Origin of the sequence: Microvirga ossetica (assembly GCF_002741015.1) — a bacterium.
In the GTDB taxonomy this organism is placed as follows: domain Bacteria; phylum Pseudomonadota; class Alphaproteobacteria; order Rhizobiales; family Beijerinckiaceae; genus Microvirga; species Microvirga ossetica.
The window spans coordinates 2611807-2636381 of sequence record NZ_CP016616.1 but is presented as its reverse complement, the minus strand read 5'-3'; the positions used below and the strand labels follow the sequence as shown (position 1 = coordinate 2636381).

The following is a 24575-nucleotide window of genomic DNA, read 5'->3' as shown; positions in this document are numbered from 1 at the left end:
GCGGCACTTCCAGAGACATCGTTGAGCGCCTCCCGGACCTGATCGAGAACACGCTCGGTTGAGCCCTGCTCCGATTGGCCCTGCTGGTCACCCGCCGATGAGGCACGGGCTTCCTGATCCGCACGAGCGGGCTCAGGCCCCTTGGTGATGGTCACAGAGACCGGATCGCTGGTCGGGAAGGTTTCCTCAATGGCATGGTCGAGCCTTGCATCGAGATTCTCCTGCGAGTTCTCGGGCAGCTTATTATCGGGGGGGCATTCCGCAGACTTACGCTCCTCTCGGTCAGGCGTGGATTGGCTGCTGATACCGGATGCATTCACCATACGAGCTCTCCAGGACATTCAGAGCAGGTTCGTCGGCAACCTGCCCCCCTGTAACGCCAAGGCTGCGAGCACCGTTCCGGAGTGATTGAACCTATATGAAGCCCTCGGCTGACGAGCTTGGCATGGTATGCTTTGTAATTCGGCGAAAGTACCATGACTGTTTGGCAGCAACCGCAAATTGTGCTGCTGGCTGAACCTTGATCCGAACTCCGTGTACCTATTCGGGATGAGGTGTTCCTTTACGGCTTAGTGTGGTTCGATGCGGAATCAACTGAAAGGAACAAGCCATGGCCGGTAAATCGCGCATGCGTCCATCATTCAAGAAGCACACCCGCCGCTATAAGGAGGTGGTCGCCCCAGCCAAGGTACTCGAAGGGCTGAAGAATCTTACCAAGAAGCGACGCTACGCCAACCGCCACGGTTAGCCGAACACGATCCCTTTCAGAGTCATCAAAAAGCCAACGTATCTGCTCTTGATCTCACGATGAGCAAACCCCCGAAGCGCCCGAGCCAACGTGATGATCTCAGACAGCAGGGTGACGCGGCTGGTGCGCAACCGCCGAAATCCTCCGCCCGCAAGCCGCGCGGGGCTCTAAAGCGCAATGCGGACACGGTTCTGGACTCCCTGACCGCTGAGATACCCAGCGGGACAATGGAAGGTCCAGAAGGGAACCCTATCTCCAGCCTCCCGTCCGAACGGGGCAATACTCTCCCCAGCGACGGCAGCTTGGGCGCTGAAGGCAATCAGAACGAGTCGAACCGGCAAAGCCCGCACAGCAGGGTCAGAGATGAAGTCGAGCAAACCGCGCAGACGATCGCATTGGCGGATGATTCTGTTCCAACAGAGCCCAATCAGGGCGTTGCGAGCGATCTACCCCGGCCCAGTGAAGGGGCAGAGATGCGAGCCCACCAGCGGCAAGGATCAATACAGCATCACCCCACGGTCCACGATCTCCAGTCGGACAGCCTTGGGAATGGCAAAAGCTCATCCCAAATTGCTCCTCAGGTTACATCGGATCGTGTGAGGAATGCCTCGGGACAGGTGACGGACTTGACGCAAGAGAGTGCAGCGCGTGGGGCTCAGACGAGCCAGCAGACAAATGAGCCGGCAAACCCCATCTACATCCTTGCTGCCATCACCCTCGGCATTCCGGCTTTGCTGTCGATTCCTTTGATCGGATTGAACCCTGGAGTCCAGGAAGGCACCTTTACGACCGTTCTGGGCTTTCTCCTTCTCTCTGCCTTTGTCACGGCAGTGGTGTTCGAGATCAAGAGGCTCGTTGATCAACCGTCTGACGAGCACCATTAACAGTGCGGGGGCGGCGCTTCGCATTCGGAAGACACAACTCCAGGCGGCAAGGGTATGGCTGGAGGATCAGACTCCTGGCACGGCCCAGACATCCAGTTCGCCTGCGCCCTCGCGCAGTTTCTTCACCTCTGCGTAATCCGGTGAATCCCAGACGGATCGGATCACATCCATCGACGGGAACTCGAATATGACCAGCCGTCGCCCGTCATAAGAGCCCTCCAGGACCTCAACTGGCCCACCCCGGACGAGATGGCGTCCGCCATGTCGAGCGAAGAGTTCAGCCACCTTCTGCCGGTACTCGGGCCAGCCCTCTTCGCGGGTGATCTTGATCTGCACGATCATGTAGGCTGCAGGCATAGTCTATTCCCTCTCTGACAATGCCATTCTCAATGCCGAGACCACTTTGGTCGAGAGACGCTCGAAGCTTCCTATCCGCAAGAGTTCTCGGGGCACCCTTATCTTTCGGCACAGTGACGGGGCTTAAAGGGTATCGGCCATGTCCAAACAGACGATCGAAGTGCCTGTTCTCTCACCGGGTGTCCGCGATGTTGGGGTTCCGCTCTCGCTGGTGACGAAGGCCAATGGCTTTGTGTTTGTCTCGGGAACGCCGCCCTTTGATCTGGAGACAGGGAAGTTCGTCCGGGGCGATATAGAAGTTCAGACCGAAGCCTCCCTCAAGGCGGTTCAGCATTGTCTTGAGAGCGCAGGCACCTCGCTCGATAAGGTGGTGATGGTTCGCGTCTACGCGAGCAATGCGGGGTTCCATCAAACGATCAATCGGATCTACGCTCGCTTCTTTCCGAAAAACCCACTCTCGCGCACCTTCGTGCCGGTCGCCTCGTGGCCGACGGAATTCGACATCGAGATCGAATGCGTCGCCATGGCTTAGATCACTATGGTAATGAACCGCTCACGCAGTTGCCTTGTTTCCGCCGCATCAGCCTGTAGCCTGAAAGGACAAGCTTAGAGGCCGACGATTCCCTATGAAGAAACTCGCCCTTGTCGTTGACGAACGAGAGTTGAGTACCATCCGTGCAGCCCTTCTCCTCCTCCAAGAGCAAGTTGATGCACTTCCCGAAGACCTCGCCGAAATGATAGCGGCGCACGGGATGTCCATGACGGCGTCCGAGATCGAGCATCTCAGCCTTCGTATTCGCGAAACAGCAAAGCCCATACGAGATTTTGCCGAACGAGAGTTGCCGCAAGCGACGAGACTTGTTGAGATGGAACGGTTCCCCTCAGCAATAGCTCCCCGAGGTCGTATGTGAGCCTCGCCACAGGGCTCAGCCTCAATGGACATCGTGCTACTTCCAAGCACCACAGAGGAGCGTCCCCGTAAGGGTGCTCGAAAGGGGTTCAAACGTGACCGCCCAAGGGACCCCGCCGATCCAGGACATGTTCCTTAAACATCTTCACGAAAGGCAGATTGAGGTAATGATGTTCCTTGTGAATGGGATCAGGCTGCTGGGCCGGATCAAACGGTTCGATAATTACACGGTGCAGCTTGTCCGAGGCACGGGTACGCAGATTGTCTACAAACATGCTATCTCGGCTATCCACCCAGCTGAGCCGGTCCAACTGACAGACCCACCTTCATTCGGGGAAGCCAGCCCTCCCACAACCCCACCTCAGGGGCCCCAAGCTTCCTAAGAAGCACTCGGTCATGGGGTGCGCACTTTCTGACTTATATCCTCCTGGGTAGAGTAAACACGCCAAATCGATCTGAAAGGAGTCCCCATGAAGAAGGCGCGTAAGCTCTATGAGAGCTCAAGCGGTGACCGCTGGTACCTGATTGCAGACCCCTCAGGCGCTGTGTTCATCCATCACGAAGCCAATCTGGCTTCAGGAGGACAGGTGGAGCATGAGGACATTGCAGCCTTCCTGGGTCGCGGCACTGGTCCGGAACAGCAGGAACTTCTGCGTCTGATCGCAACCCTTGCCGAGGAGCACCCCGCAGCTACAGGGAAGTGATTGCTTCGACCAAGGTGCTCGTAGGGCAGAAGAACCTCGCCAAGAAGCGCCGCTACGGTTAGGCGTGGAGGGCAGGCTCTAGCGCATCGTGCGGAAAAGTGGATCCGGTTTTCCGCGTTCAACGATGCGCCAGCCAAGGGAAGGAGCATCGGATTTGATCCCAAAAGTGGGTCCACTTTTGGGTCCGATGCTCTAGAGCATCGGACGGTTAAACGGACGCATATCCGGCAGCCTTAAGGTAGTTCCAGCACTCTTGTGGTTCGAACAGGTTGCAGATCTCACCGAGCGCTCGCCAGAGCGCGTCGAACGTTCGGGCCTCGGCCTTGCGCAAGTGCGCTTTGATCTTGGCAAAGGCCTGTTCAATTGGATTAAGATCAGGCGAATAAGCAGGTAAAAACAGGAACCAGGCTCCGCGTTGCTTCAGACACTGAGCGGCCTTCTCGCTCTTGTGGACAGCCAGGTTGTCGAGGATCACCACATCGCCTTTGCGCAGCGTCGGCGCGAGCTGCGTCTCAATGTAAGCCTCGAACGCCAACCGGGTGATCGGGCCATCGATGATCCACGGCGCGCACAACTCGTTGCACCGTAGCCCAGCCAGAAAGGTATGGGTTTTCCAGTGTCCAAAGGGAGCTTTCATGCGTAGGCGCTGGCCCCTGCGGCTCCGCCCGCGCAGGCGCGTCATCTTGGTGTTGACATACGTCTCGTCCAGGAACACCAGCCGGTGCGTCTCCTGGCGCATGCGCGGCTGGCGCTGGGCATGCCAGACCCGGCGCTCATCCCGCACATCGGCGCGTGCGCACTCCGCCGCCATCAGGCATTTTTTTATATGAGAAGCCGTGCCGGCACAGGAAGCGCGAGAGCATCGCGGGAGCCGCAACGATCCCATGCTCAGTCAGCAGCCTTGCGGCCAGCTCGGGCATGGTGATGGCCGGCTCGGCCTCGACCGTCTGGATCAAGAAGCTCTCATAGGGCACCAGCTTGCCGCGTCCGGGCGGACGGCCTTGCCGGGCCGGTGCCGGCGAGCCGAACCGCCGCTTCCGCTGCACCAGCTTGATGGCGAAACTCTCGCTGACGTCAAAGTGCTGGGCTGCCGCCCGGCAGGAATGACCTGCATCGACAAAGTCGGCGACGCGCACCCGCAGATCCAGGGAATAGCAATGACCCATAATCCACCTCCCAGTCCAGGCAGTGAATCACAGCTCGGCCTCGCACAGAAGCCAGGAGTCTCATTTCCGGTCCGAGGCTCTAGCCGCTCCCATGGCCATGCGGGATCGGCTTTCTCGCAGGACGGTCGGAGCGCTTCTGGGGACAGACTGAGCAGAGGCTTAGACGTAGTCATCTGCACAAGTAATACTGCTTCGTATGATGCTCCATGGGAGAGGCGTTATCATCGTGGTTTGGTGGTGATAACGGCGAGGGCGTGCAGCATAGGGGCCTCTGATTTGAGTGGTGTCGCGTCGTCAGCGAGCATTTTGGTGCATACATGTGGCGATAGCTGCATGCACAAATCTGCGATTGCGACTCGCTTCATCGAAGGTGTCTAACTGACGATAGCTTCAGCCTCGATCTCAACCGCGTATTCTCCCACCAAGCGCGAGATCTCAAGCAATGTATTTGCAGGTCTCACGGCCCCGAAGTAGCGACCATGCACTCGGGAAACTGCCTCCCAGTCGTTTGCATTGCTGAGATAGACACGCGTTCGGACAGTGTCTGCAAGCGTCCCGCCCAGAGAGGCGATGCTCGCTGCGATCTTATCCAGGATGTAGACCGCCTGCCCTTCGGCATCGCCTGGACAGATGATTTCACCTGTGCCGTGGGTGGCCGTGGTTCCGCTAACAAGGATGCGATTGCCAATCCGCACTGCACGGCTATACCCACAGATGGGCTCCCAAACGCTGCCGGAGTCAACGCGTAGGCGGTCAGGGCGCCCATCGATCGGGACTGCCTCGAACACCGGCGGAAAGCTGTCGAGGTGATCGCTGAGATCGCCGGACGCCGTAAGAAAAGGCGGGCGACGGTACTCGTCCCCGCAATCACCAGGGATGCGCCGAGTAGAACCCAAAGCCGCATCGATCCGCTGTTTGTCATCTTCGTCCAGCGAGAACGAAAACAGAGCTGCATTGTCTGCTCGATGCTCGCGCTCTCCCAGCCGAGCCCCAACGATGACAGCCGCAACGGCCGGCTGTTCGAGCACCCAGCGTGTGGCTACATTGGCAACGGACACACCGTGCTTGCGAGCAACCTCGTGCAAGGCTGCCAGAATCGTCTGGAGAGCCGACCACCCTCCGACGGTGTCGATGAAGCGCTTGTACTTTGACTTGCTCCAATCCTCAATGGACGTTGGCTCGGGCGCACCCACCCAGCGGTCCGTCAAGAAGCCGCCCCCGAGTGTACCGTAGGCCAGCAGGCGCACGCCGGCGGCGAGACAAAAAGTACTCATGTCCTCTGCGGCACGACGGTCGAGAAGGGAGAAGGAGACTTGGTTCGATACGATCGGAAAGCCGTGCTTTACCAAGAGGCGCAGGTGATCCGTATCGAAGTTCGTCGTGCCGATATGGAGGATGCGCCCTTCCTGCTGCAGCGCGACAAGCTCCTTCATGGCATCGATGTAGCCGGGGTGTTCGAACATCCACCAATGGAACTGCAGGAGGTCAATGGGTTCGACACCAAGGCGCTCCAGGCGCTGGGCGATGCCTGCCCGGACGACGTCTGCGGTCATCGGTCCAGGCGTGGGACACCACTTGGTGAAGGCGGCCGGACGCGGCTTCTCGGCCCCAGTCTGCATGCTCAAAAATCGACCGGTGATCAGCTCCGCACTGCCGTAGTGGTCGGCCATATCGAAACTGTCAAAGCCGTCGCGGGCATAGTCGGCCATAGCGGATGCTGCGGTGTCGCTATCCAAGAGGCGGCCATCCCGCTCCATATCGGCCACTTGCCAAAGGCCTGTGACCACACGGCTGATCTCAAGCCCGGGTGCGAGCAGTGTCCGATCGGGGCGAATGGACATGGTAATCTCCGGCAAAAAGGCGAAGGCTCCGCGCCCGGCGCGGAGCCTGAGTCAACGACCAGCAGGTTCTAGCGCGACGGGATCTTAGCCTTGATGGCATTGACCTCATCGACGCCCATCTGGCCGACGGTCGTGACCTCGCCATTCTGAATCCGCCACAGCCGGAAGGGGCCGGTGATATCGCCGTACTGATCGAAGGTCACAGGCCCAATGACGCCTTCGTAGCGCACTGGCTTGCCCTCTTTGATGAGCTGGAGCGCCTTCTTGAAGCCCTCAGGACCGGCATGGATCACTTCGCCGTCACTCCCGGTGACCTTACGAATGGCATCCCGGATCGCTGCAGCCTCAAACTTGCCAGCCTGCGCCACCGCAAGGCCAAGGATTGCCGCAGCGTCATAAGCCCTGTCAGCGGCGGGGGCATTGGCGTCAAAGCCGCTGGACATTGCTGGATAGGCCTTCGCGAAGTGCTCAGTCGAGGGAGTCTTGGTGGTGCCCGACGAGGTTCCAAAGGTATCGTTCAGGTAACGAGGCCCGACGTCGCGGATGAAGTCCGCGCTGTTCATGCCGTCATTCAGGAGAAACTTTGCGGCGCCGCCCTGCGAGATCCAGGTGCGTGCGATCGCCGTGCCGTCGCCGGGATAGGAGACGAGGTAAAGGGCAGGTGGATCTCCCTCGAGACCGCGAGTGACCTCCGGCGCATAGGAGGCCTGACCCTGGTTATACGGCGTTACGGAGGTGATTTGGCCCCCGAGCGCCTCGTAGGCACGCTTGAACTCCGCCACCATGTTCACGCCGAAGTCGTTATTGACGTGAATGACCGCAATTTTCTTCAGGCCTTGATCCATCGCGTACTTTGCGGCCGCTGTGCCTTGAAGCGCGTCCGAGGTGATGGTGCGGAAGAAAACACCGTTGGTCTTCCCCTCTTGCGCAGTCCGCGTGAGGGTCGGCGACGAGGAGGCGGGCGAGATTTGAACCACGTTCGCTGGCGCTGTCACCGAGGTGAGAATGGGAAGCGATACGGAGGAGATGATGCCGCCGATGATCGCCGGCACGCGCTTGAGGTCAACGAGTTGCCGAGCCTGGTCGACTGCGACGGAGCCTTGACTCTGCGAGTCCCTGAGGTCCGTTGCGAGCTGGCACCCAGCGGCGCCGCCTGCCTCGTTGATCTCCTTAAAGGCAAGCTCGATGGATTTGGCCGCAGCCTGGCCGAAGCGCCCAGCCGGACCGGTCAGCTCCACGACAACGCCGACCGTGTGCGTGCAAGGCTGCTGTGCCAATGCTGGCAGTGGAGCGAGAGCGATCGCGAGGCTGGCGGCTGAAACAATGGATGTAAAGCGCACGGTGAACACTCTCCCTTGGTCTAGTCGGCCGGAGTGGGTTCTGACGTCACTTGCCCCTCCTGGCCACAAGGCAGTGTTTCGTCTCGGCGGCCTTTTGGCAAGTGTGGCGAGCTGAAATGGTCCTCAAGGGTTCGGACCGATCCAAGTCTCGTGCAGGGCAAGCCATCGCACACGCTGCCCGCCCTCAATTGAGACTTCAAACAGGGCGGTCGATTGGCGTCGGGTGACGACGTTGCCCATTGTTTGTTCCTCCACATAGCCGAGAAGGACGAGCGGCGGTCGCAAGAGCAGAATCTCGGGCTCGGCAATGGCGATGTGGAACGAGCCCTGGCTTGCCCTGGCCCCGTGGGTTCCCCATAGCCACCCGATCACATCCGGTCGCTGAAGTCTCTGTCCACTCGGAGACACCATGGTGAATTCCTCGCCGAGAGTGCTCTCCACGCGGGAAAATACGGCGTTTGTGTTCTCGGCCTTTCCGCTGAGCCATGCTTCGAAGAAGGCATGCAGGTCGGCCACCTCTTGCAGTGCGGCCTGGGCGAGGGGGTTGTCGAGGCCCACGAGGATCACGCTTCGTTGAGGTTGTAATGCATGATGCGACCGTGCCGCCCTTCCCGGTCACGCTCGAGCGTGTAGGTATCTCCTTCCGGCCCGGTCCTGCGTGCCAGAATACTGTCAATGGCGGCCCGGTCCTCCTCATCGAGGGCAAGCCGAAACACATCGAGATTGTCGGGCAGGTGCTCGGCATAGCGGGCGCCGATGATGGCGCCTGCCACTGCGGGCTGGTCCAAGACCCACCGGGTCGCCACCGCCGTTAGGCTGACCCCGTGCTTGAGCCCGATCTCCCGCAAGGTGCCGAGCAGATTCTGGAACAAGGACCAGCCGCCGAAATCGTCGATGATGAGCTTGTACTTGACCAGCGAACGGTTGACGAAGGGCTCCTGCGGCTCCGGGATGCCGATCCATCGCTCCGAAAGAAAGCCGCCCGCTACCGTTCCATAGCATAGAAGCTTCATGTCGCGTTCCTGGCACAACGTAACAAGGCCGTTCTCGGGCCTCTGATCGAGGAGCGAGTACTGGACCTGCATCGACACGAGCGGCACCCCTGCGTCGAGCAAGGCTCGCGTGTGGGGTGTATCGAAGTTGGTGCCGCCGATCTGGTGGATCTTCCCCTCATCCTGAAGCTCCCTGAGGATGAGCGCGGTCTCGGCGGCGCCTGGAACGGCGTAGTTCCACCAGTGCAACTGCACGAGATCGAGACGCTCCGTCCTGAGCCGCCGGAGCGAGCGTTCGATGATCTCTCGCACGTACGCACGGTCGACGCGGAGAAGGGCATCCCAGTCCGGCACGAACTTCGTGTGCACCTTGAAGTTCTTCAGCGCTTCGGAGCCACGCTCAGCGAGCGTGCGCTGGCGGAAGTGCCCGATCATCTCTTCGACGCCGGTGTAGATGTCGGCACAGTCGAAGGTCGTGACCCCTGCATCCACGAACGCAGCCATGTCGGCGATCGCCCGCTCGGCCTCAATGGCACCATGCCCGCCGGCGAGCTGCCAGCCCCCGCGCAGCATGCGAGAGATCCGGTAGCCCGGGGCGAGCTCGATGGTTTCGACGGTCATGTCAGGCCTTCATTGGGCAAAGGGACCGCCGTCACCTCCGCGTGGCGAAACACGCGCTTCGCCATCCGGCTGATCCGAAGCCTGCTCGGACAATTGGGGTCCGGGCAGGCGACCTCGGCGTCGGTGGACATCCAGTCGTTCGGATGAGTGACGCGTTGCTTCGCAGGGAGGAGCGGCAAGAGCGCAGCGAGCGAATAGATCGAGAATCCCTGGCCTGCGGGTAAGTGAAGCATCTCCCCTTTGAGCTCGAAGTAGTCGCCGGGCTTGGCGCCACAATACAGCGTGGCGCCCTCTGGGGCGACGACCTCTACCCTCAGGTCGTAGAGCTCGAAGGAATCATCTGCCACGGGACAACGTCCATTGCCTGTTGCACGTGCCCATTCTCATGACGCAAAATCGCCGCCCTCGCAACATGGCCCAATCGGGGACTCCGTTCCACTCATGCTGACAGCCCAGTCGATTACCAAGACCTTCGGCGGCAATCGCGCCGTCGATGAGGTGTCCTTCACGATCAAGAAGGGTACGATCACAGGTCTGATTGGGCCGAATGGGGCAGGCAAGACAACCCTCTTCAACTGTCTGGCAGGCCTGTTCCCGCCGACTTCCGGATCTCTCAGTCTCGAGGGGGAACGGATCGACGGGCTCTCGCCGGACCGGATCTTCGCCAAAGGACTCGCCCGAACGTTTCAGATCCCCAGGCCATTTCCCGAGATGACGGTTCTGGAGAACGTTATGGTGGCGCCATTGCACCAGCGCGGCGAGCGGTTCTGGGCCAATTGGCTCACGCCGGGCCGTGTGGCCGCCGAGGAACGGACGCTAGCGGCCGCGGCCCGGCACTGGATCGACTTTGTCGGCCTGTCCCATCTCGCCGATCAACCGGCCCGCGTCCTGTCCGGTGGGCAGCGCAAACTCCTGGAGCTCGCCCGGGTTCTCGTGGCCAAGCCGCGCTTGATCCTGCTCGACGAACCGGGAGCCGGGGTCAACCCTGTGCTGCTGGATGCGATCGTCGATCGGATCGTGAAGCTCAACCGACAGGGCGTCACGTTCCTGGTCATCGAGCACAACATGGATCTGGTGATGAACCTGTGCAGTCCCATCATGGTGATGGCGCAGGGGCGCCTTTTGATGGCCGGAACAGCCCAAGAGGTACGTGACGATCCGAGGGTGGTCGAGGCTTATCTCGGCGGAGCTCCGGCATGACGGCTCTCCGGGTCGAGGCGCTGGAGGCCGGCTACGAGCCGGGGCTCCCGATCGTGCGGGGCGCGTCACTCTCGGTTGAGCCCAACGAGATCGTTGCTGTCCTCGGACCGAATGGAGCCGGAAAGTCGACGCTGATCAAGGCGATTGCCGGGCTCGTACCGATCTCTGCAGGAAGGGTTCTCCTGCACGATCGCGAGATCACCGGACGCGCGGCCCATCGACTGCCGCACGAGGGTCTTGGATTCGTGCCACAGACCGAGAACGTGTTCGTGAACCTCTCAATCGACGACAATCTCGATCTCGCCGCCTCAATCCTGAAGGTGCCGAAGAAGCGGCGGCTCGGCGATCTCTATGCCCTGTTCCCGGACCTTGCGCGTCAGCGACGTCTCCTGGCAGGTCGTCTCTCGGGCGGCCAGCGCCAGATGCTGGCGGTTGCTCGGGCACTGGTCGGCGAACCCAAGGTCCTGATGCTGGATGAGCCTTCGGCGGGCCTTTCGCCGAAGCTTGTAGGCATCGTATTCGAGAAGCTCGTCGAGGTTCGCGCTACCGGGGTCACAATCGTGCTGGTTGAGCAGAACGTAAAGGCGGCCCTTGCCATTGCCGATCGTGCCGCCGTCTTGGTCGAAGGAAGCACCCGGGTCGTTGGCACCGCGCGCGAGCTCGCGAACGATCCGCAGGTCGCTGCGCTTTATCTCGGACAGCATCGAGGAGACACCTAGTGTTGCAGCTCATCGCCGACGGCTTCGTCATCGGCTCGGTTATTGCGCTTGGAGCGATCGGCGTGACGCTGGTCTATTCGATCCTGCGCTTTGCGAACTTCGCGCATGGCGAGCTTCTGACCTGGGGCGCCTATCTCGCATGGACGGCACTCCTCGGCTTTGCTGCTGTCTGGGGACCTATGGAGCCCCTCGGCCCGTTCTCGTTCGGCTGGACGCTCCTTGCATCGCTTGGCGTTGCAGCGATCGCCACTGCGGCGCTGGCGCTTTTGGTCGATCTGCTCCTGTTTCGTCAGCTGCGGCGACACGGGAGCGCGATCACGTTAATCATGGCGAGCTTTGGGGCCGCCCTTGTGCTGCGAAACCTGCTTCAGTTCATTTTTGGGGCGGTTCCAGAGTACTACAGCCGTGAGATCCAGGTCGCCATCCGGCTCGTCCCACGGGACGTGTTGGGTGGGTTACGGATCACCCCGGATCAGCTTTTCGTCCTTGGCCTGACGGCCGTTTCGGTCGTCGGGCTCCATCTCTTTCTCACGCGCACAACCCTCGGCAAGGCGATGCGGGCAACCTCCATCAACCCGCAACTCGCTCGGGTGACGGGTATCGACGTCGATCGAGTGATCCGCGCCACCTGGATCATCGGTGCCGTTCTTGCAACTGTGGCGGGGGTGTTCTCAGGCCTCACCGTACAACTGCGGCCACAACTCGGCCTCGACCTTCTGCTTCCGCTCTTCGCCGCGGCAATCCTTGGTGGAATTGGCAGCGTCTACGGAGCGGTCGCGGGCGGCCTCATCGTCGGACTTGCCGAAAGCCTGTCGGTGCCCATCGTTGGGGCTGAATACCGGGCGGCAACCGCCTTCATAGTCCTCATAGCCATTCTGCTGATCCGCCCCACCGGCCTCTTTGGCGAGAGGACGTGATGCCCGATCTGCTCGGTCTTCTCTCGTACGGCACCTTCTTTCTCGTCTTTGCCACGATTTACGGCCTAGTGGTGCTCGGCCTTAATCTGCAGTGGGGCTTTACAGGCCTGTTCAACGTAGGCGTTGCGGGATTCGTTGCGATCGGGGCCTACACGTCGGCTCTCCTCACAGCGCCGGACTACCCAGATCAGATCGGCGGCTTGGGTCTGCCCATCCCCCTCGGTTGGCTCGGAGCGATGGCGACGTCTGGGCTCGCAGCCTTTATCGTTGGGGTGGCGGCACTGCGGCTGCGGCATGACTATTTGGCCATCACCACATTCGGTATTGCCGTGACCCTGCAACTGGTCGCGCTGAATGCTCAAGGCTTAACGGGTGGCCCGTTCGGGCTGCAGTTCATCCCAAAGCCATTCGCTGATGTCATCGCGGATAACCTCGCCTGGAATCTGGCTTACCTGGCGATGGCCGCAACGCTGCTTGGTCTCAGCTATGTTGCCCTGGAGCGTCTCGTGCGTAGCCCCTGGGGGCGCGTTTTGCGGGCGATCCGCGAGGACGAGACAGCGGCCGAGTCCTTGGGGAAGCGGGCCTTCCGGTTTCGCCTCCAGGCCTTTGTGATCGGGTGCATGCTCATGGGGCTTGGCGGAGCGCTCTACGCGCACTTTGTCGGCTACATCGCTCCGGAGGATTTTCTGCCGATCCTCACGTTTCAGCTTTGGACGATGCTGATCGTGGGCGGCTCGGGCAACAATCGCGGGGCCATCCTTGGAGTCGTCGTAGTGTGGGCCTTATGGACCCTGTCCGGGAATGTGCTCCGTGAACTCGTCCCGGCCGAGCATCAGGCCAGGGCAGCAACCCTGCAAGTTGTTCTCATTGGGCTGCTTCTGATGCTCATTCTTTTGGTGAGACCACGTGGCCTCCTTGGCGAGGAGGCCATCATTTCACGGCACACGAAGAACTCAGCCGGCGAAGTGCAAGAGGAATAGAGCTGTCGAGGCTGGATTGCACGAAGTGCGTGTTGCCTCAGGCGGGCGTTGCGTCGAACCATTTGAATTGCAGGGCACAATCAACCCTTTCAGTGGTTGAGCCGCAATGAAATCCAGATCATCAAGACTAGTTCGTCCGAAAGTGTACGGACGGGGCAGAATCCGCCGGAGTCCTTTGGTCTTGGTATGGTGTATCAACGAATGCATGAGCCCAAGTGGCGACGGGTGTCTGTTAACGGACCGCTCACCATGCCGAGCGGAAGGCGCCTTCTGTTGTGAACGCCTCCTTCGGGTTCGGGGTTAGCCAACCGAACTCCAAAGGAAGTACCCGCATGATCCCGATCCCAACGCGCTGGACACAAGCCTCCCGAGCTGAGTGCGCATGCCATGAGGCAGGCCGCACCTGCATTCTGGTGGTCGAGGATGACCTTTTGATTGGCGCTGCGGCCGCCGAGGCCTTGGAGGATTCTGGGTTTGTGGTTCTGACCGCTGCCAGTGCCGAAGAGGCCGAGATCATCCTCGGCCAGGAGATGATCGATGTCCTGTTCACGGACATCGATCTGGGTGGGCGGGATGGCTGCGACCTCGCCCACAGGGCGCTCAAAGCACAGCCTGATCTTTCGGTCATCCTTACCTCGGGGCGTTCAAGAAGGTGTCACGGCGATCGCATTCCAGATGGAGCGCCCTTTCTCGCCAAGCCTTATCGCCTGCCGCAGATGATCGCTGAAGTGCATCGTGCTGCGCAGGGAAGGTCAGTTTCGTAGGCATCAGCCTCGGATCCGCTGCGACAGGGTCCAGTCACACTTTCATACGAAGGGGAAATTCCCATGCGCTTTGCTCTCGCCGTTCTTGCCAATACGCTCCTTCTGACCATGCCCTCTGTTGCTCAGGTGCCTGCCGAGGTCGAAGCGTGTCGTCTGTCGGGATTGGCGGCTCTCAAGGAACGATCACCCTCTCTTGAACACCTGACCTTCGACATGGAGTCGTTGGCCATCTCGAAGGCGACCACCCGGGTCGAGGATACGCCGATCCGGATGGTGGTCATCGGTGAGGCTTATCTCCAGCGCGAGAAGAGCGACAAGCCGAACCGCTTCGTGTGCCTCGTCAGCGACAAGGGCAAGGTTGTTCCCACCTTCTTCACCGAGCAGTAAGGACAAATTGCGCCGCCGGGCGTGAGATTGTCTGCGACGGTAATGCGCAGTATGCCCTGGCCGTCGTTGCGGATCACCATGGCGGCCTGCGTGTCGCTCCTGACTTACTGGCAGATCCGGTAGCGATCGCTCGAGCCGTGCTGCTCGATATCGACGTGGAGATGGTCGTGGTGGGCCTCGTCCGAGCCCGGGCCGAGGATCGTCGTGAACCAGCCGCAGGCCGCGATCCTGAGAGATGCGAGCGCCGGATCCGGTGCTGCGCCGGCTTCCGGCTTGATAAAGACGATCGATCCGTTGGCGAACTCGAAGCCGGCGATGTCGATGGCAAGTCCCTCCGCGTGGGCCGAAAGCTTGCCCGTTGTGGCGCGGTTCCGATTGCGGCATTCGAAGCCAGGGCCGGTCCTGACGGCCCTCAACTCCGTTTCCTTGATGCCGGCAACCAAGGGAGCGACCAAATCTCCAATCCAGTGACCGAGTCGGTCGGCGAAGCGGCAGGACAGCACGGGTTGGTCAGTCAGGCGAACCGTGGTGCCCGGCCGGGACGGCACCGGAACCGCCTTCAGCCGGACCGGCGCTTCGATTCGGCAGCCCTCATTCGAGGAAGACGGCTGCTCCGCAGTTTCGATGTCGAAGCCGGCTGCTTTGAGTTCGGTCAGGCATGTGCCCGGTTCTGCTTGAGGTGGTGTCGCAGCTTCAATTGGAGGCCTCTCGACCTGCGGGACAGGTGTCGGCGCAGGAGGGTTCACATCACTGGGCCGCGGCGGGGGCAGGGGCGGCACCGGCTGCGCCGCTACAATGCTGCTCCACAACATGACCATCGCTGCTAATCCCTGTCGGGTCTGAACCATCGCCTCGCCTTCTCCCGAAAGGCAACGCAATGGTTACGCTTATGGTTCGCCCGGCGCCGCTTGCTGACCGAGCGCAGCAGTACACCTGAAGGCGCTGTTTCTGCCGCCACGCTGAAACCAGCCTGTGAGTCGGCGGTTGCCCTGTTTAACGCATGTCAGCCTGAATGCCCGTGTTGCTGCGGCAGGCTGACGAGAATAACCCAGGAGAATGCCGATGCCCCGCGACGCCTCAGGCGACGTGCGCCTGCCCCACGTTGCCGACGTCTGCCCGGACGTCGCTACCTTCATGATCGCCCGTGCCTTCGCCGAGGTGTATCGCGATGTGCTTGCAGAGCCTGTTCCCGAACCGCTTGCGGCCATCCTGCGGCGGATGGACAGCCGGGAGGCTCGGCATGAACACGATGCAGCCTGAGCCGCACATCGCATTGATCGTCGAGGACGATCCCGACGTCCGGGAACTCGCCACCGCCCTGCTCGAGGAGACCGTGCTCGACGTGATGCAGGTTGACAGCGCCGAGGCGGCGCTGAGTTGTCTTCAGAACCGTGGAGGTGAGGTGGCGATGATCTTCGCCGATATCCGCCTGCCCGGTACGATGGACGGGGTGCAGCTTGCCAGAGCGGCCTGCACCCTCTGGCCGACGATCCGGATCGTGCTGACCTCCGAGGCCACAATTGATGGGCTGGACGAATTGCCGGATTGCGTCACCTTCATCCCGAAGCCCTGGCGCGGCCTCGACGTGCTGGTCGAGGCGGACAAGGCCCTCCGCGAACCGCAGTCGCCGGTGGCCTGAATGAGACCCGATACATCCATCACTCCGCCGATGGTCCTCCTGGTCGAGGACGAGCCATTGGTACGCATGACCGCCGCCGATGAGCTGGACGAGGCTGGTTTCCAGGTGCTGGAGGCCAAGAACGCCGACGAAGCGCTGGCATTGCTCGAAGACCATTCCGCCGAGGTGCAGGTGCTTTTCACGGACGTGGATATGCCGGGATCGATGGACGGCATGGCCTTGGCCGAACGAGTCTACCAGCGCTGGCCGCATGTGCTGCTGCTGATTTCCTCCGGCCATGCCCGTCCGCATCCCGATGAGATCCCGGATCACGGCCGCTTCGTGCCAAAGCCCTATCGCAGCGCCACTCTCGTGCGGCACATCACCGAAATGATGCAAACTCTGCGGGGAACATAGGAGTTCGTTGATGCTCGCCGGAGATCGTCAGCAGCATTTCGGCACAAGGCTTCTGGTCGTGAGCGCATTGCCTGTCGCGGCGAAAGCCGCCGTGTTGTCGAAGATGCACCAGGTTTCGATCGCTGCTGCGGCATCGCGTGCGATCCGCTCGGCGATGCCTGCGAGAAATTCAGGATCGTAGGCAGAGTAGTAGATCCTGGGAGAGCCGTGCAGGCGATAATACGACAAGCCGCGCCAGCCGCCCGGCTCGGCAGCGCCTTCGGCCGGGGCCGGGTCGGCAGCGACGCGGGCAATCCGAAGCTCGTCGAGCAAGGCTTCGATCTCCGGCGTGAACCAGGTGGCATGGCGGGGTTCACAAACAAGGGGGCCTTTAACGCGGCTTCGCAGCTCGCGCAGGAAGGCGTCGGCAATACCGTCCCCAAATCTCAAACTCGGAGGCAGTTGAACCAGCAGCGGACCGAGCTTGGGCCCGAGGCCGCTCACCTCCGACAGAAAACGGTCCAGCAGATCGCCAATGCCCTTCAAGCGGCGCTCGTGGGTCATGGCCTTCGGGATCTTCACGGCAAAGCGAAAATGCTCCGGCACCGAGGCTGCCCAGCGCTCGTAGGTGGCCGTGCGATGTGGCCGGTAGAACGAGGAGTTGATCTCAACCGCGTTGAGGACAGCACCGTAGCGCTCCAAATGGGATCCGGTCTCCGGAAAGGCTGCGGCATGTTCCTTCGGGATGCTCCACCCGGCTGTGCCGATCCGAACTGATGCAACAGCATCGTCCAAGGATGAGCTGTGTTGTCGAGATTCCAGGTCGTTCGGCTCAGAAACGTCTCGCATATCCCTCATTCGACGAAGCCGACAGGGCTTCGTGTTTACCCGGGTGCATCGGCAGCCGCTGGTCATTCGAACAGCCCTGCGGTGCCAACGCAGGCGGCCGAGGGTGCGTTCCGCCGGTGATGACATCGGGCAGATGGTAGGAAAGGCGTGTCTGGCGACGCGCTAAGTCGAACCAGCGACCGGTTTGGGCCGTTGGTAAGTCACTTCACGGCTGTTCGTTTCTTGAAGAGAAGCAAGCGGCATTGACCTTCAGCAAGGAATGGACCCATGCCGACACCACCAGGGCAAGATGACGAGCGGACCGAAAAGGCTCAGAGTAGCACCCCCCAACTCGACCGACTTGAGAAGCTTGCAAACGCCGCTGCCTCGACCGTACAGGCCAAGCAGTGGCGGGCACGCCAGAACGGCCTTCAGGACCTCGGGGAGCCCTCGGAGGTGCGCAACCTTAACCACGATGCAGAAGCCAAGGCGCAAGCAGAAGCGGCGATGCAGCAAATGATGGCGAAACCGAAACGAAAGGGGCGCGGTCGGTGACGACCGCGAGGGATCGTTAGTCGGTTCGCACAGGAAGCTCGGTCCCGCGGCACGTCAGCACGATATCGAGGTTGATCGGGTTGTACAGGGTGTTGGCGAGGGGTTACCATCGCACCGCATGATCGAGGAGCGCCTTGAGAACGTCGCGGGGTGCGTCAGCCTCGATCTGCACGCTGATGCTGATCGTCTCGAAACCGAGGCCCTTGAAGTCCAAGTCTCCCGTTCCCCAAAGCGTCGCGAAGTCGATATCGCCCTCGAGCTCGATCACGAGCCGGCGGATCGGGATCGCCCGCGCGACCGCGTTGGCCTGGATGGTGACCGACAGGCAGGAGCCTAGGGCCGCGAGCAGCGCCTCCGAAGGACTTGGCATCATGTCGTCATTCAGCAGGCTCAAGGCTTCCACGTCACCTCCACCGCCAAACGGCATCAAGTCGCGGATGTGGTGATTTTGGCTGAACCGTCCCGTAGCCTCAGTGCGGCACCGCAGCGTCCGGGTCGAAAGCGACAGGGCTTTGCCTTTTGCCTTTGGCGGATCCTGACAAGGCGACCCGAGAAATCCGAGAGGATGTCCGGACGTTGGCGTCCTGCGGTCGGTCACTGGGCAGCCTCCTTGGATCGGTAGATGTCGAGGCTAACCCCTCCGCTCGCGTTCCGAGCCAAGCAAGATCGGTTACCGGGTCAGCGGAAATGCATGGAGCCTTAGGTGCTGGACTGGGACGACCTCCGTTTTTTCCTGGCAATCGCCCGGCATGGGAGCCTGACTGCGGCGGCACGTGATCTCCGGGTCGCCCAATCAACCGTCGGCCGGCGACTGTCGTCGCTCGAGGCCAGTCTGGGCGTCCGGCTGCTGCATCGGACCCCTGAGGGATACACCCTGACCTTGGCAGGTCAGGACGTGCTGAATCAGGCTGAACGGGTCGAAGTCGAAGTCCTCGGAGTGGAGAGATCCGCCGGTGGCCGCGACAGGAGGCTCGAAGGGGTCTTGCGCGTGACCTGCACCGAGACCATCGCGGCTCACGTCCTCGCCCCCTGCTTCGCAGCCCTGCAAGGGCAGCATCCAGGCATCCTCGTGGAGCTGATGCCGAACCCGCATGTTATCAGCCTCTCGATGCGGGAGGCCGACATCGCGGTCCGCCTCGTCCGCTCCGAGCAACATGATCTGGTCGTCCGGCGGATCGGACAGATCGCCTTTGGCCTCTATGCGTCTCCGGTCTACCTGGAGAAGCATGGCGAGCCGGACTTTGAGGCAGGCTGCCCGGGCCATCGCCTGATGACCCTGCTCGATGATGTGGAGATCGATCCTCAGGCGCAGTGGCTGTCGGACCTTGCGACACGGGCCAATCTCGGCATGCAGACGAGCAGCCACGAGGCGCTTCTGTCCGCCGCGCGGAGCGGCGGGGGCCTTGCCTGTCTGGCCCGATTCCGAGCCGACCCGGACCCCGGCTTGCGCCGCCTCGAGACGCCGCTTCCGCCGCCGGTGACCGAGATCTGGCTCGCCGTGCACAAGGACAGCCGCAGCACGCCAAGGGTCAGGGTAGCCTTGTCGGCCATTGCCGAAGCGGTGAAGGGCCTCGCGCCCGTGTTGAGTCCGCGGGACTGAGACTGCCCAGAGCGGTCATGCATCTTCGCATAGCGGGTCACCGGATTTGCACCGGATCGCCCGACCGGGAGCGGCGTTGGGTTCAATATACAGGCCGCGTCCAGCCATTGCGCCTGCAATGCGGCCCTTCCTGCCCCCAACTACGGTGATCGTCGATGTCCTTGTGCTCTCAAGGTCGGCCATCCCCCGTCCCCACAGGAGATCACGATGACGTCTACCGCATACCCTGACACTCCACGCTCGCGGGGCAACACCGACGCCCCTCACATCAGTGGGGTCACACCCACCGAGGATGCCCGCACGATCCTGATCAACAAGGTCTCGTGGGGCGCCGTTCTGGCCGGCGTGGTCACAGGCCTCGTCGCACAGCTCGTCCTCAACATGATCGGGATCGGCATCGGCGCTTCGACGCTCGATCCCATGACCGGCGACAACCCAGCCGTCAGCAGCTTCTCGATCGGAGCCGGGATCTGGTGGGCGCTGTCAGGCATCGTTGCTGCCTTCATCGGCGGCTACGTCGCGAGCCGCCTGTCGGGTCAGCCAAAGGCATCGACCGGTGGCTGGCATGGCCTGACCACCTGGGCGATGACCACGCTGGTGATCTTCTATCTGCTGAGCACGGCAGTCGGCGGTCTCGTCGGCGGCGCGTTCAACACGGTCAGCGGTGCCCTGGGCGGTCTTGGTCGCACGGCGACATCAGTGGCCCAGACGGCCGCACCGGCGCTGGCTAATAGCACCGACCCGTTCGCCTCGATCGAGCAGTCGCTGCGCGGCTCGACCGGCAACGATCCGGCCGCCTTGCGGGATACGGCCATCGCCAGCATGCGTGCATTGGTGACCGGCAACCAGGCCCAAGCCAACGATGCCCGCGAGCAGGCCGCCCAGGCACTCGCCCGTTCGCAGAACATTCCGATCGAGGAGGCACGCACCCGCGTTGCAGGTTACGAAAAGCAGTATCGCGAGACGGCGGACCGGGCCAAGCAGCAGGCGACGCAGGCTGCCGACACGGCCGCCAAGGCCGTCTCTCGCGGAGCCCTTCTCGCCAGCCTCGCCCTTCTTCTCGGCGCCCTGGCAGCCTGGTTCGGCGGACGCCTCGGTGCGGTCGATCCGACTATCACGGCGCGGTTCCTGACCACGCGGAGCACCGGCTCCTCCACCAAGACGGCATGAGCCGACAGCCATCATTTCGATCAGTCGACACCGGTGTCGACTGATCGGGTCCACACAGATCACGGAGATACCACGATGACCCAACAGACCATGACAGCCCGGCAGACGATGACGGCCCTCTTCGACAATCGCAGCGATGCCATGAGAGCCATCGACGAACTCGTCAGCGCCGGCATTTCGCGCACCAGCATCACGCTGATGCCGGAGGACGACAGCGCCTCATCTCCGGCGACGGGCTCATCCTACGACACCGACCGCGATGAGAAGGGCTTTCTTGCCTCCCTCGCTGACTTCTTCCTGCCCGACGAGGATCGCTCCACCTATGCCGAAGCCATGCACCGCGGCAGCTCCATGGTGACCGTCATGGTTGATCCGGCCCAGGCCGAGCGCGCCGAGGACATTCTCGAGGAATACGGCACCGTCGACCTGGAGGAGCGCGAGAGCGCATGGCGCGCCGAAGGCTGGCAGGGCTATACGCCAGGAACCACTGCCATGAATGTTGCGACAACCAGGGAGGCGAACGTACCCACCACAAGCCGCGCGGCGGATGCTGGCGAGGAGGTCATCCCGGTGGTCGAGGAGCAGCTCCGCGTCGGCAAGCGGGATGTCAGCCGGGGCCGTGTCAAGGTGCGCAGCTACGTGGTCGAGACACCGGTGAGCGAGCAGGTCAGCCTGCGCACCGAGAGCGTCCACGTCGAGCGTCGCCCTGTTGATCGCGCCACGGCGGTCGGGGACGATGCGTTCCGCGAGCGCACAATCGAAGCTCGAGCAACTTCGGAAGAGGCCGTGGTCTCGAAGGAAGCTCGCGTCACCGGCGAGGTGGTGGTCAAGAAGGGCGTCGAACAGCGCACCGAGACCGTGTCGGACAAGGTCCGCTCGACCAAGGTCGATGTCGAGGACGATCGGGTCGCGACGGACAAGGCCACGTTGAATCGCTCGGTCTGAGCCTTGCGGGGCGGCCCCGATCGGGTCCGCCCCCATTCACCCGATACGGAGAACAACGGTGCAGTTCCTCGATGAGGCCGCCCGCGGCATTTACGGACCATCGGCGAGCAGCATCGATCCCTCCTCGCCGATCGCGGTCGCTGTCAGTGCTCTCCTGACATCACGAGGCGGCAAGGAGCATGGCGAAGGACTCCGCCAGCTCCTCGATCGCTTTATCCACTGCGGCCACGGCGCGATCGCTCAATCCTGGGTCGGCCTGGGTGAAAACGAGCCGGTCACGCCGAACCATCTCGAGGAGGCCCTCGGTCCGGCAACGATCCATGCCCTTGCGCGCCAGTCCGGCCTTCCAAGCCAGGAACTGCTCACGGAACTCTCCCAGCACCTGCCCGGTATCGTCGATAAGCTGACGCCGTTGGGTCAGGTGCCGGACGCACACAAGACGCATCAACCACCAGAACCATGAGGACATCATGCAAACGATCAAGGACCTGCTCATCGAAGAGATGAGAGACACCTACAGCTCCGAGACCCAGATTCTGGAAGGTCTCGGCGCCATGGCCGATGCCGCCACGTCCCCGAACCTCAAGCAGGCGTTCCAAACCCATCGCCAGGAGACAGCGAATCAGGTCGAGCGCCTCAAGCAGGCTTTCGAGCACCTGGGAGCCGATCCCGATGGCAACACCTGCGAAGCCACGCAAGGCCTGATCGCAGAGGCGGAAGAGGTGATGGAGGAGGGGCTTCCGAGCGAGCTGCTCGACGTGGCGCTCGTCATGGCAGCGCAGAAGGTCGAGCATTACGAGATCGCCAGCTACGGCTCATTGAAGACCATCGCGCAGGATTGCGGAGAGAGCGAGGTGGCGGCGCTGCTTGGACAGACCCTGGAGGAGGAGAAGGCGGCCGACGAGAAGCTGACGCGGCTCGCGGAGACCGAGATCAACAAGACGGCAATCGCCGCCTCCCCATCCGCTTGATCCAACGTTATTGAAAGCAGGCGCTTCCTCGCTTCGCAGCGACGCAAGCGCCTGCTCTTCTTGAGCGAGTAAAAGGTATTAAACCATGCGCGAGCCCACCTCCGGGAGTATCGAGATGAGTGAGACCGACAAGTCCGACACGCTCGTGATCCCGATCGTCGAGGAGGAAGCCAGGATCGCCAAGCGGCAGGTGGCGAGCGGCAGGGTCATCGTGAAGACCACCGTCGACACCGAGGAGCGCATCCTCAAGGAGATGCTGTCGCTGGAAACGGTCGAGGTCGAACGCATTCCCGTCAACCGCGTCGTCGATACCATTCCGCAGATCCGCACGGACGGTGACGTCACGATCGTTCCCGTGTTCGAGGAGCGCCTCGTCGTCGAGAAGCAACTCGTGCTGGTGGAGGAGGTCCGAATCCGCCGCACCGCATCGGTCGAGAACGTCGAGGTGCCCATAACGCTGCGCAAGGAGCGCGCGGCCGTCGAGCGTCTCGATGGCTCAGGGGAACCGATCATCGAATGAATTGAGCTGGACCTACCGCTCCGAAGCGGCGCACCGCATCGGAACCTTAATGGAGATAGCGACCGGAAATGGTGCGGCATCGTCCGTGCTGCCTCCGATGTGCTTAGGTTGGCGAACAGGCAATCGGGGCGCGGGTCTGCGCAATCGCCAGAGTGCGGCCTCGTCATACGAGCGGTGGCTGCGGTCAGAGCTTTAGTTCGAAGACGGTGCTCTGTGAGCCCCGCGAGTTTTGCAATGTCTGCCAAGCGCTATACATCCCTTGCAATGGAACATCAGTCAGCCAGACCGGACGCTCTCCCATGGGACGAGGCGAAGCGCCTCGCGGCGCTGCGCAGCTACGGCATTCTCGACACGCCCTTGGAGCAGGACTTCGACGATGTAGTGCGAATCGCGGCCTATGTCTGCAATGCTCCGATCTCTGTCATCAACCTGATCGACGACGACCGCCAGTGGTTCAAGGCCGAGATCGGGCTTGGGGTGCGAGAGACGCCGCTGGATGTCTCGATCTGTGCGCATGCCATCCTCCAGCCCGGCCTCTTTGTCGTTCCTGACACCACCAAGGACCCGCGCTTTGCCAGTAACCCTCTGGTCACTGGAGAGCCGAACCTCCGCTTCTACGCCGGAGCCTTGCTGGAGACACCTGACGGGCTGCCGCTCGGCACCGTGTGCGTGCTCGACTACAAGGCGCGTGAGCTGACCGAGGAACAGGCGTTCACTCTCCGCGCGCTGGCAAGGCAGGTGATGGCTCAGCTCGAGCTGCGGCGGATCGTGGCCGATTACAAAAAGGCCCAGTTGCAGCAGCAGCTTCTCATTCGGGAGCTGCATCACCGGGTCAAGAACACCCTCGCGACCGTGCAATCCATCATGGGGTCGACGGCGCGGGCCTCGTCAACCATGGAAGAGTTCCAGAACGCCTTCACTGGACGGGTGATCTCTCTGGCGAAAACCCACTCGCTGCTTACCGAGGAACGGTGGCAGACGGTGCCGCTGCATGATCTCGTTTGCCTGGAGCTGGAGCCCTACGATGACGCGACCGGCAAGCGGGTCAAGATCCGAGGGCCGCAAGTGGAGCTCGTGCCGGAAATGGCCGTTCCAATCGGCATGGCCATTCATGAGATGACCACCAACGCCGTAAAGCACGGCGCCCTGTCGGAGTTCGGCGGCGTGGTGGAGGTCACCTGGAGCGAACTGACGGAAGGTGGTCAGCGGAAGCTGCATTTGGAGTGGGTCGAACGGCATGGTCCTCCGGTTGAGCCCCCGACGCGGAAGGGCTTTGGATCACGGCTGCTGGAGCGCGTGCTCACGGCCCAGATCCATGCGGATGTGACGACCGACTACAGGCCGGAAGGCTTACACATCCAAGTGGCGGTTCCGCTACCTGAAGAGCGGATCGGCGAGGCCCCGGGGTAGCTGGCTCTCGTCCGATCATCTCCTCAGGGGCC

General features: G+C 61.9%; 32 protein-coding genes and 2 pseudogenes. 23 read left to right on the top strand and 11 right to left on the bottom strand.

Translation table 11 applies throughout. From position 1 onward, the window contains the following. Positions 1 to 140: 140 nt before the first annotated feature. Positions 141 to 323, bottom strand: a pseudogene (locus BB934_RS50890) (hypothetical protein); the annotation flags it as partial. 287 nt (positions 324 to 610) lie between these two features. Between BB934_RS50890 and BB934_RS47035 the strand changes: the two are divergent. Both BB934_RS47035 and BB934_RS12410 read left to right on the top strand, forming a co-directional pair. Continuing rightward, positions 611 to 748, top strand: coding sequence for a hypothetical protein (locus tag BB934_RS47035; protein ID WP_157934147.1), 138 nt, complete (start codon positions 611 to 613; stop codon positions 746 to 748). A gap of 59 nt (positions 749 to 807) precedes the next feature. Further along, the gene (locus tag BB934_RS12410; protein ID WP_157934146.1) at positions 808 to 1632 is read left to right on the top strand and encodes a hypothetical protein; all 825 of its coding nucleotides are present in this window, start codon (positions 808 to 810) and stop codon (positions 1630 to 1632) included. 66 nt (positions 1633 to 1698) lie between these two features. Here the strand turns inward: BB934_RS12410 and BB934_RS12405 are convergent, their stop codons facing one another. Further along, complete coding sequence (locus BB934_RS12405) at positions 1699 to 1989, bottom strand: DUF1330 domain-containing protein (protein ID WP_099509906.1); 291 nt, start codon at positions 1987 to 1989, stop codon at positions 1699 to 1701. A gap of 139 nt (positions 1990 to 2128) precedes the next feature. Between BB934_RS12405 and BB934_RS12400 the strand changes: the two genes are divergently transcribed. From BB934_RS12400 to BB934_RS12385, 4 genes are all read left to right on the top strand, one after another. Further along, positions 2129 to 2521, top strand: coding sequence for a RidA family protein (locus BB934_RS12400; protein WP_099509905.1), 393 nt, complete (start codon positions 2129 to 2131; stop codon positions 2519 to 2521). 94 nt (positions 2522 to 2615) lie between these two features. Next, positions 2616 to 2900 (top strand): hypothetical protein, encoded by a 285-nt coding sequence (locus tag BB934_RS12395; RefSeq protein ID WP_099509904.1) that lies wholly within the window; start codon positions 2616 to 2618, stop codon positions 2898 to 2900. 127 nt (positions 2901 to 3027) lie between these two features. Continuing rightward, complete coding sequence (hfq, locus tag BB934_RS12390; protein ID WP_335645624.1) at positions 3028 to 3282, top strand: RNA chaperone Hfq; 255 nt, start codon at positions 3028 to 3030, stop codon at positions 3280 to 3282. Between the two features lie 87 nt (positions 3283 to 3369). Further along, positions 3370 to 3603: a hypothetical protein gene (locus tag BB934_RS12385; protein WP_099509902.1), complete on the top strand. Its 234-nt coding sequence runs from the start codon at positions 3370 to 3372 to the stop codon at positions 3601 to 3603. A 208-nt stretch (positions 3604 to 3811) separates the two neighbouring features. Here the strand turns inward: BB934_RS12385 and BB934_RS12380 are convergent. The 6 genes and pseudogenes from BB934_RS12380 to BB934_RS12355 all read right to left on the bottom strand — a co-directional run bounded on the left by BB934_RS12380 (position 3812) and on the right by BB934_RS12355 (position 9910). Continuing rightward, positions 3812 to 4769 (bottom strand): annotated as a pseudogene (locus BB934_RS12380) (IS630 family transposase). Positions 4770 to 5143: 374 nt separating this feature from the next. Next, positions 5144 to 6625, bottom strand: a complete 1482-nt coding sequence (locus BB934_RS12375; protein WP_335645617.1) for an aldo/keto reductase — start codon at positions 6623 to 6625, stop codon at positions 5144 to 5146. 53 nt (positions 6626 to 6678) lie between these two features. Beyond that, a complete protein-coding gene (locus BB934_RS12370; protein ID WP_099512798.1) occupies positions 6679 to 7950 on the bottom strand; it encodes an ABC transporter substrate-binding protein in 1272 nt (423 codons plus the stop codon). Between the two features lie 123 nt (positions 7951 to 8073). Then, entirely contained in the window at positions 8074 to 8517 is a 444-nt protein-coding gene (locus BB934_RS12365) for a hypothetical protein (protein ID WP_099509900.1), read from the bottom strand. Beyond that, the gene (locus tag BB934_RS12360) at positions 8514 to 9563 is read right to left on the bottom strand and encodes an aldo/keto reductase (protein WP_099509899.1); all 1050 of its coding nucleotides are present in this window, start codon (positions 9561 to 9563) and stop codon (positions 8514 to 8516) included. Before BB934_RS12360 ends, BB934_RS12365 begins: the two co-directional genes overlap by 4 nt. Then, positions 9560 to 9910: a TIGR04076 family protein gene (locus tag BB934_RS12355; protein WP_099509898.1), complete on the bottom strand. Its 351-nt coding sequence runs from the start codon at positions 9908 to 9910 to the stop codon at positions 9560 to 9562. Before BB934_RS12355 ends, BB934_RS12360 begins: the two co-directional genes overlap by 4 nt. 94 nt (positions 9911 to 10004) lie before the next feature. On the opposite strand from BB934_RS12355, the gene BB934_RS12350 reads away from it, so the two are divergent. From BB934_RS12350 to BB934_RS12325, 6 genes are all read left to right on the top strand, one after another. After that, positions 10005 to 10763, top strand: coding sequence for an ABC transporter ATP-binding protein (locus BB934_RS12350; protein WP_099509897.1), 759 nt, complete (start codon positions 10005 to 10007; stop codon positions 10761 to 10763). Further along, on the top strand, positions 10760 to 11482 hold the full coding sequence (locus BB934_RS12345) for an ABC transporter ATP-binding protein (RefSeq protein ID WP_099509896.1): 723 nt from the start codon (positions 10760 to 10762) through the stop codon (positions 11480 to 11482). The genes BB934_RS12350 and BB934_RS12345 overlap by 4 nt, the downstream gene beginning before the upstream one ends. After that, positions 11482 to 12399: a branched-chain amino acid ABC transporter permease gene (locus tag BB934_RS12340; RefSeq protein WP_099509895.1), complete on the top strand. Its 918-nt coding sequence runs from the start codon at positions 11482 to 11484 to the stop codon at positions 12397 to 12399. Before BB934_RS12345 ends, BB934_RS12340 begins: the two co-directional genes overlap by 1 nt. Then, positions 12399 to 13379: a branched-chain amino acid ABC transporter permease gene (locus BB934_RS12335; RefSeq protein ID WP_099509894.1), complete on the top strand. Its 981-nt coding sequence runs from the start codon at positions 12399 to 12401 to the stop codon at positions 13377 to 13379. Before BB934_RS12340 ends, BB934_RS12335 begins: the two co-directional genes overlap by 1 nt. Positions 13380 to 13711: 332 nt before the next feature. Further along, entirely contained in the window at positions 13712 to 14143 is a 432-nt protein-coding gene (locus BB934_RS12330; RefSeq protein ID WP_099509893.1) for a response regulator, read from the top strand. Between the two features lie 63 nt (positions 14144 to 14206). After that, the gene (locus tag BB934_RS12325; protein ID WP_099509892.1) at positions 14207 to 14530 is read left to right on the top strand and encodes a hypothetical protein; all 324 of its coding nucleotides are present in this window, start codon (positions 14207 to 14209) and stop codon (positions 14528 to 14530) included. Between the two features lie 104 nt (positions 14531 to 14634). On the opposite strand, the gene BB934_RS12320 is transcribed toward BB934_RS12325, so the two are convergent. Then, a complete protein-coding gene (locus tag BB934_RS12320; protein ID WP_099509891.1) occupies positions 14635 to 15378 on the bottom strand; it encodes an extensin-like domain-containing protein in 744 nt (247 codons plus the stop codon). A 214-nt stretch (positions 15379 to 15592) separates the two neighbouring features. Between BB934_RS12320 and BB934_RS49065 the strand changes: the two genes are divergently transcribed. The 3 genes from BB934_RS49065 to BB934_RS12310 are packed head-to-tail and all read left to right on the top strand — an operon-like array spanning position 15593 to position 16565. Continuing rightward, the gene (locus BB934_RS49065) at positions 15593 to 15790 is read left to right on the top strand and encodes a hypothetical protein (protein ID WP_237050263.1); all 198 of its coding nucleotides are present in this window, start codon (positions 15593 to 15595) and stop codon (positions 15788 to 15790) included. After that, on the top strand, positions 15771 to 16169 hold the full coding sequence (locus BB934_RS12315; protein WP_237050262.1) for a response regulator: 399 nt from the start codon (positions 15771 to 15773) through the stop codon (positions 16167 to 16169). The genes BB934_RS49065 and BB934_RS12315 overlap by 20 nt, the downstream gene beginning before the upstream one ends. Then, positions 16170 to 16565, top strand: a complete 396-nt coding sequence (locus BB934_RS12310) for a response regulator (protein ID WP_237050261.1) — start codon at positions 16170 to 16172, stop codon at positions 16563 to 16565. Positions 16566 to 16592: 27 nt separating this feature from the next. On the opposite strand, the gene BB934_RS12305 is transcribed toward BB934_RS12310, so the two are convergent. Continuing rightward, positions 16593 to 17339, bottom strand: coding sequence for a DUF72 domain-containing protein (locus BB934_RS12305; protein WP_237050260.1), 747 nt, complete (start codon positions 17337 to 17339; stop codon positions 16593 to 16595). A 321-nt stretch (positions 17340 to 17660) separates the two neighbouring features. On the opposite strand from BB934_RS12305, the gene BB934_RS12300 reads away from it, so the two are divergent. Next, positions 17661 to 17927 (top strand): hypothetical protein, encoded by a 267-nt coding sequence (locus BB934_RS12300; protein WP_099509888.1) that lies wholly within the window; start codon positions 17661 to 17663, stop codon positions 17925 to 17927. Positions 17928 to 18030: 103 nt separating this feature from the next. Here BB934_RS12300 and BB934_RS12295 read toward each other — a convergent pair whose 3' ends face one another. Further along, positions 18031 to 18330, bottom strand: a complete 300-nt coding sequence (locus tag BB934_RS12295) for an OsmC family protein (protein ID WP_157934145.1) — start codon at positions 18328 to 18330, stop codon at positions 18031 to 18033. Positions 18331 to 18630: 300 nt separating this feature from the next. Here BB934_RS12295 and BB934_RS12290 point away from each other — a divergent pair, with 300 nt between their 5' ends. The 7 genes from BB934_RS12290 (at position 18631) to BB934_RS12260 (ending at position 24543) form a co-directional block, all read left to right on the top strand. After that, entirely contained in the window at positions 18631 to 19527 is an 897-nt protein-coding gene (locus BB934_RS12290) for a LysR family transcriptional regulator (RefSeq protein ID WP_099509886.1), read from the top strand. A 207-nt stretch (positions 19528 to 19734) separates the two neighbouring features. Beyond that, on the top strand, positions 19735 to 20697 hold the full coding sequence (locus tag BB934_RS12285; RefSeq protein WP_099508374.1) for a PhnA-like protein: 963 nt from the start codon (positions 19735 to 19737) through the stop codon (positions 20695 to 20697). A 75-nt stretch (positions 20698 to 20772) separates the two neighbouring features. Further along, the gene (locus BB934_RS12280; RefSeq protein ID WP_237050166.1) at positions 20773 to 21642 is read left to right on the top strand and encodes a YsnF/AvaK domain-containing protein; all 870 of its coding nucleotides are present in this window, start codon (positions 20773 to 20775) and stop codon (positions 21640 to 21642) included. Positions 21643 to 21700: 58 nt separating this feature from the next. Beyond that, positions 21701 to 22105, top strand: a complete 405-nt coding sequence (locus tag BB934_RS12275; RefSeq protein WP_237050165.1) for a YidB family protein — start codon at positions 21701 to 21703, stop codon at positions 22103 to 22105. Between the two features lie 7 nt (positions 22106 to 22112). After that, positions 22113 to 22613: a YciE/YciF ferroxidase family protein gene (locus tag BB934_RS12270; RefSeq protein WP_099508373.1), complete on the top strand. Its 501-nt coding sequence runs from the start codon at positions 22113 to 22115 to the stop codon at positions 22611 to 22613. Positions 22614 to 22728: 115 nt separating this feature from the next. Then, positions 22729 to 23133 carry a YsnF/AvaK domain-containing protein gene (locus tag BB934_RS12265; protein ID WP_237050164.1) on the top strand — a complete coding sequence of 135 codons (405 nt, stop codon included), beginning with the start codon at positions 22729 to 22731 and terminating at the stop codon, positions 23131 to 23133. A gap of 264 nt (positions 23134 to 23397) precedes the next feature. Next, complete coding sequence (locus BB934_RS12260) at positions 23398 to 24543, top strand: HWE histidine kinase domain-containing protein (RefSeq protein ID WP_099512796.1); 1146 nt, start codon at positions 23398 to 23400, stop codon at positions 24541 to 24543. Positions 24544 to 24575: the final 32 nt, after the last annotated feature.